The 6,057-nt window shown below is 58.5% G+C and carries 2 protein-coding genes and 3 pseudogenes; 2 read left to right on the forward strand and 3 right to left on the reverse strand.

Going from position 1 to position 6,057, the window contains the following annotated elements; translation table 11 throughout:
* Positions 1-476 (reverse strand): annotated as a pseudogene (locus ASG57_RS38220) (transposase); the annotation flags it as partial.
* Between the two features lie 153 nt (positions 477-629).
* Positions 630-979, reverse strand: a pseudogene (locus ASG57_RS29470) (carboxymuconolactone decarboxylase family protein); the annotation flags it as partial.
* A gap of 585 nt (positions 980-1,564) precedes the next feature.
* Between ASG57_RS29470 and ASG57_RS29475 the strand changes: the two are divergent.
* Positions 1,565-2,554 (forward strand): hypothetical protein, encoded by a 990-nt coding sequence (locus tag ASG57_RS29475; protein WP_156402853.1) that lies wholly within the window; start codon positions 1,565-1,567, stop codon positions 2,552-2,554.
* A gap of 1,090 nt (positions 2,555-3,644) precedes the next feature.
* Positions 3,645-4,859, forward strand: coding sequence for a hypothetical protein (locus ASG57_RS29485; RefSeq protein ID WP_230646917.1), 1,215 nt, complete (start codon positions 3,645-3,647; stop codon positions 4,857-4,859).
* A gap of 254 nt (positions 4,860-5,113) precedes the next feature.
* Here ASG57_RS29485 and ASG57_RS29490 read toward each other — a convergent pair.
* Positions 5,114-5,958 (reverse strand): annotated as a pseudogene (locus ASG57_RS29490) (IS110 family RNA-guided transposase); the annotation flags it as partial.
* Positions 5,959-6,057: the final 99 nt, after the last annotated feature.

Genomic DNA, 6,057 nt, shown 5'->3' on the forward strand with positions numbered 1-6,057 from the left:
GCGCCATAGGTGCGGTCACTCGCCAGGAAACTGGCCTTGACCTTACCGCCAAGCTCTTTGTCACTGCGGGATCTGGCGCTGGGAGAGCGGTTCAGCCAGGCATGGAAGCCCGACCGCGACACCCCAAGCGCTTCGCATAGCCATGCCACCGGCCAGATCGCCCGGTGCTTCGCGATGAAGACGAACTTCATGTCGCTTCCTTCGCGAAGAAGGCTGCGGCCTTCTTTAGGATATCCCGCTCGGCCTTCAACTTGGCGACTTCAGGCGCAACCGCTCGATCTCCTGCTGTTCGGGCTTCATTTGCCCATGACCGGGAAGGCCTGCGCGGGGTCGGAGCCGAACTCCTTCACCCATTTGCGCAGCACGTTCTCATGAACGTCCAGGTCGCGGCTGGCCTGCGCCACCGAGACCCCGCGCTCCCTGACCAGCTTGACCGCCTCGATCTTGAACTCGCGACTGAACTTCCGTCTCTTCATCGCCCACCTCCGTCTCGATAAAACACCTAATCTCGGTGTCCATCAAACCGGCAGCAGCTCAGTCTGCCTTGCCCGCTGACATCGCGCTGTTCGGGTCACCTACGGGAAGCAGATCTCGCCGCGCTTTCAGCCGCGGTCAGACACGGGGCAAATGATCGTGAGGTCCGCGAGATCCTTTGGCCCGAATGCCGCGCTTGCGGCCGCATAGGCGTCGTCGGAGGCGTGCGTCTCGCTGACGAGCGTGACTTCCTCCGCCCACGCGAGGGCAGCGCGGTACTTGTCGGGAAACAGGTGGGGCACCTCGGCCCAGACCGGAACGAGGGCGACCTGCTCGAACGGCATCGTGTCCAGAGGTGCCGGGTGTGCAGGTCGATGCAGTGTGCGCATCCGTTGATCTGCGAAACTCACCAGAAGACGAGGTGGATCAATTCGCGGGGCAGGTCGGTGCCCGTGGTGATGTAGTGGTGGATGCCGAAGATAGCCTTTACACCCTGCGGCGCCACCTCGCTCTAGACCAGCCGTTCGTTTTCGCGCATGACGTGTCTCTATGTTCGGAACGCCGGAGATCGACGCTCGGAGCCATGACGGGCCAAGCGGTCAGGGTGTGACATGCCACTCAGCATTTCCACTCGAAGCGGCCGATGTCACATCCAGGCACGTCCGATCGTCTTATCCTCGGGTTCGGGATGCGCGAGCGACGGGAAAGCGGATATGATCTGCGAGGAAATGGGGTGGGTAGAGGCGATGTACGATCACCGAACCACAGAGTTCGAAGCGGAGCGCAGGCGGCTGACACGCCTGGCCTATCGGATGATGGGGCGAATCCGAGGCCAATGCTGCCTAAGCCTTTGGGCCGCAAGTGAATCGACTTGGCCGCATTCGCGTATGCGTTGTTATGCAAGAAATGGGCCCGCGTCCGATGTCCGCCTTGGTCGTGTTCAGCCGACCAGCAGAGCTCTGCACTCCCAGCAATTCAGAGACTCACGCCCAATCTCAAGAACGCGAGTTCATGCACTCTGCGCGCGAGAATGACGGAGTGCCGTAGTGAGTCATCGAATCGAGGACCGCAACTTCTTGCGTGAGCTTCTTTGCAGGGCTTTGCTGCCGGCGAGAGCGTCTGCTTTATTCGCGCCGGTGGCCCCGTCGGAGGCGTGAATTGGGGCCCCGGCGAAATTGCTGATAAAGGGTTTGGGTGCTATTTGGTCCATCGCATGGATAATGATGGCCTGAGATGGCTTATAAAATCGGGATTGACGGCGGCGCTGGTTCTACTGATCTGCGCTGTGACGAAGCCTGTGCTTCCAACTGGGATGCAAGCCCCCGCAACAACCGCCCGAGACGGAACTCTTGTAGCTTTAAACAGATATCTGAGCGAGCCGGTCCCGGCGGTTGTTCTTTTAGGAAGCTCGCTGATGGCGCGGATTAGGGAAGATTACTTTGACGGTTTGAACGTCCGGAATCTCGCGATCGGCGGAGGCTCTGCTCTGACCGGTTTTCGCTTCTTGCTACTGAACCGCGAAAAGCTTCCTCAGACAATCTTGGTAGAGACGAACCTGCTCTCTAAAGGCGCTGATGAGAAGATTATTGAGAATTATTCCAGTAACAAGCACGATACATTTTTCCGTCCTGTCCGCATGGCTGTCGCGGTTTACGAGAACTGGCAACACGCCCCGCGCAATCGTCACGAGTCGGTTGTGGCAGCCAATCGGCTTCTGACTGAGGCCGCACGAGAGTACAACAACCAAATGTACCTCGATCGGGCAGCCAAAGGTTTTGACCAGGATCTGACTGCCGCTCTGCAAAGCAACGTCGATGAGCTTGCCCGGCTTGCATCGGTGGCTCGAAGTCAGGGGGTCCGGGTGTTACTTGTTGAACTGCCGTATGCGGATCAATTAGAGCATACGCAGCTAGCTAGCGATACGCGGCGCTTCGCGTCAGGCCGGTTTGGCAATTTGCAGGATTGGCTGCACTTGAAGCTTGCAAAGAGCGAGCTGCGATGGCCGGACGGCATGCACATGGATGAGAGGTCTGCAATACTGGCCGCCAAGGCAATCGAGCATGCTGTCAGCGAACGCTAGGGGGACGCTCTGAAGATTTCTGCGAGCGACGAGATCTCGTGCTGAGGGGTTGCACGCCCGATATAGCAACTCATTTGGTGAAGTGCTATTCGTCGGCCAACTAATGGAGGTCGTTTTGCCTGTCGATCGGACGCACAAATCGAGTGGGATGCGAAGCTCCTGATCGGGTGGATTATCCTTGATGGGCGCCGAAAAATGTCGTTGCTGACCGTGAGGCGATACATCAGAACGCATCGGGCTTTAACGAATGCGTTGACCTGGGAGATCAGCCGTTTTCGTACTGAGATCTTTAAAAAACTGACGCCATACTTTAGAGCTGCGGCATGGGGGCAATGAAGAATAGTCATTGGCCGCGAAGCAATGGCCATATTCCGCCACTTGGAAGCTTCAGCCAGGATCGCGACCAGGCTTTCGAAGGTCAGTAGCGCGATCGACACAGGCCACCATAGTAATCGAAGCCCTCGGGGCACACTGCCGAACCGCTACGTGTCCATCGGGGACGAACAGCTTGGCTCCCACCCCGCCCATAACTTTGGCGGTAACCTCCGCGTGGCCAGCAGGCGCCCCGAGAAAAATCATGACCTTCCGGGCAGACGGCTGATCCATCATAGGCCCATTGCGGCCTTATCTGCGCCAATGCTGTGCAGGCGGACAGGGTAGCTGCGATGATCATTGTTGCCGCGAACAGCGATGATTTCATCATTCTTCCTCCAGCCAAATAACTGCCGACCGCCCCGACGGTTCCGGGGCGGGATCTGGCTTCACCGCTCGTCATTCATCTGCCCAACTACGGTTGCTCTAGATTCAGGGCCGCGATTGCGGGAGGCAGACCCTCCAGGCGGTCGACCTCAGGGCGCCCAAGGGCTCATCTATCAGTCCAGCCGAAACGGGCCGTAGGGCGAGGAAAGCCTGAATGATAGTCAGCAGCACCGAAAATCTTCGCATTTGCCTCTCCCACTTCGCTAATGATGATTGCCACCTGAGCACCTTCTGAAAGGGCCTCGCGCTCCCATAACATACTGGCGCGCTTGCCAGGTATGAGGAGTCTGTCCGAAGCGTCCGGCGGGTGCTAGTCGCTCGATTGGAATACTTGCAGTTGCTGCACCGCTCGGAATATCGTCGTGCGGGGGCTACGAAAATGGATAGAATTACATGCAACACGACGGGCATGCCGTCGACGGGTGTCAAAGCCTTTTTTGGTTTCCTCTGCTTGGCGATCCTCACCAGCCACACCCTCACGATGTGGCGCTGGAGCGAGGCGCGCGGCGTCTACGACGATGTCTGTTATCTCAGGCAAGCTCATCTCTTCCAGCGCTTTGGCGTTGTCGGGCTCAACACCGATGCAACGATGGACGATGACCGCTACTTTGTAGGCAGGTTGAAGGAAATTGCGTTGCCAGATCCTGAAAACCTCGATCGGTGGCCATGCCACGTTCGGAAACCAAGTGGCAAAGTCATTCTGCAATATCCACCCGGCACCGGCTTCTTGCTTGCGGCCTTTCCACAAGGCTTCCAAGTTGCGCCGCTCTACATCAGCGCGAGTATAGTCGTTTGCTGCGTTGCGCTGCTTGGCATCTGGATGGCCAGGACACTGTCTTTCGTGATCGGTGCCGGGCTCTTTGGTGCGCTAGCCGTCTATGGCATGATCAACCCAGCAAAAGCGAGCTACTCAGTTGCGCCTACGGTTGCTCTCTGCAGCATTATAGGTCTCCTCACGGCCCTCTGGGTGAACAGGGCATGTGGCAGCTCGTGGCTGATCGCGCTCATTGGCCTCCTCCTCGGCGCGGCAGTCAATTTAAGGCTGCCCAATATCTTGCTCGCGTCCGGCTATGGTTTGTTTCTCGGCGTTGCATTCCTGCGGTCGCGCACCTTGGCAAGCTTCCTGGATAGCGTCGGCTTCGTCGCTGGCGTGGCTCTCGGAATAATGCCAACGCTGATTGCCCAGGCCATCAACGCCGGCAGCCCGCTTGCAACGACATATGGCGCCAGCGACGCTGTCGCGCCTGCATTCAATATTGTAGTTCTCGGCGAATATCTTCGTGACCCGCAGTCCCTTTTGATATGCCTCGCTGCCGGCTGGACGTTGTGGTTGCTGCGAAGTGGCCTCCGTTCTGCGCATCAGATCGCTTTCCTCGTCGCGGGGAATCTCATGATCAACCTTGGCTTCTTTCTGAGTCACCCTATCTTCACGCCTTACTACATGGTTCCGATTGCGATGCTCTGTCTTTGGACTGTGTCGTTCGCCTGGTTGATACAGCCTCGCAAATCGAGCGAATCGGCAGCGTTCCAATGCACGGTCCCATGAATGTGCGCCGGCTCAAACACTGGCTGCTTCTGTATTCGGTCTGCCTCTGTCAATCCCTTAAGGGCGCGTGCCGCGGGTACCTTGCTTCTGTTCGTGGTCGGCAAAGCCGCCACACGATGGGATTCGGTTGAATGGTCGGTTCAAGCTCTTCGGCGTAGTCACCCGACCTGGAGGGCGGATGCCACGACAGATCATACGAACTCGACCATTCCCACGCCCCGCGACGGGCGTCTCTGGAAATGGCGATGATGTCTTTACGCCACCGCCGTCCATCGGAATTCGGTTCCATCGACCCACATTCGGTGAAGGACGACAGCCTTCTTTCTGGCCAGCGCGACCTTCGCGCGCTTACTTCCTTGCCGGTGAGCAACACGCACCGCCCAGGCCTTCATCGGAGACCATCGGGTTGATAGCCTGAGAACGACGTTGGCAGCTCGAACAGGGCTGTGCGCGTCTCACCATCTCCGACTTTTATGATCCGTCCCACCCGATCAACCTCACCGGATTGGTATCGCCGGGGCGTCAACCCGAGATAGGCGCCGACGGATTGGGAATGCAGGAATCGCCCGGGATCGTCCACAGTGGAGCGGAAGGTCAACGCAGAGACCGGGCCGATCCCCGGCATCGTCATCAAGAGCCGACAAGCCGGGTCACTGCGCACGGCCTTCAGAACCAGACGATGTAAGCGGGCGTACTCCCGCATCAGCGCTTCGCGTCCAGCAAGCAGCGGATCCATGATCGCCTCTAGCAAGGCGTCGTCGCCGACCAGCTCACGAACTCTCGTCGCGAACAGACTCCGCGAGACGATTCCGACTTTGAGACCGAGCGGACGCAGAAGTCCGCGGATGACTTGCTCTGCGGCCGCGATGGAGCGAATGATATGCTTGCGAGCCGCAGCCAGCGTCCGTGCCCTTTGGCTGCCGATGCTCTTGACGTGAACAGGCTTGAACCATCCCGTTCTCACCACCTGCGCGATGCCACGGGCGTCATTCCGATCGGTCTTAACCGGCATGGCCGCAAGTGCCGCCTTAACCTGGCGGGATTCCAAACTGACGGCCGGCAGCCCCAGTTCGATTAGCTTTGCGGTCAGCCATTCTGACTGTCATTCGGCTTGCAATATTGGCTCTGACTCATATGTGGAACGGCCCGGGCTGCAAGGTCTTTCTCTGGTTGAACAAGGGATGACGGTGCGGTCATA

The sequence above is a fragment of the Bradyrhizobium sp. Leaf396 genome (genome assembly GCF_001424605.1).
Taxonomy (GTDB): domain Bacteria; phylum Pseudomonadota; class Alphaproteobacteria; order Rhizobiales; family Xanthobacteraceae; genus Bradyrhizobium; species Bradyrhizobium japonicum_C.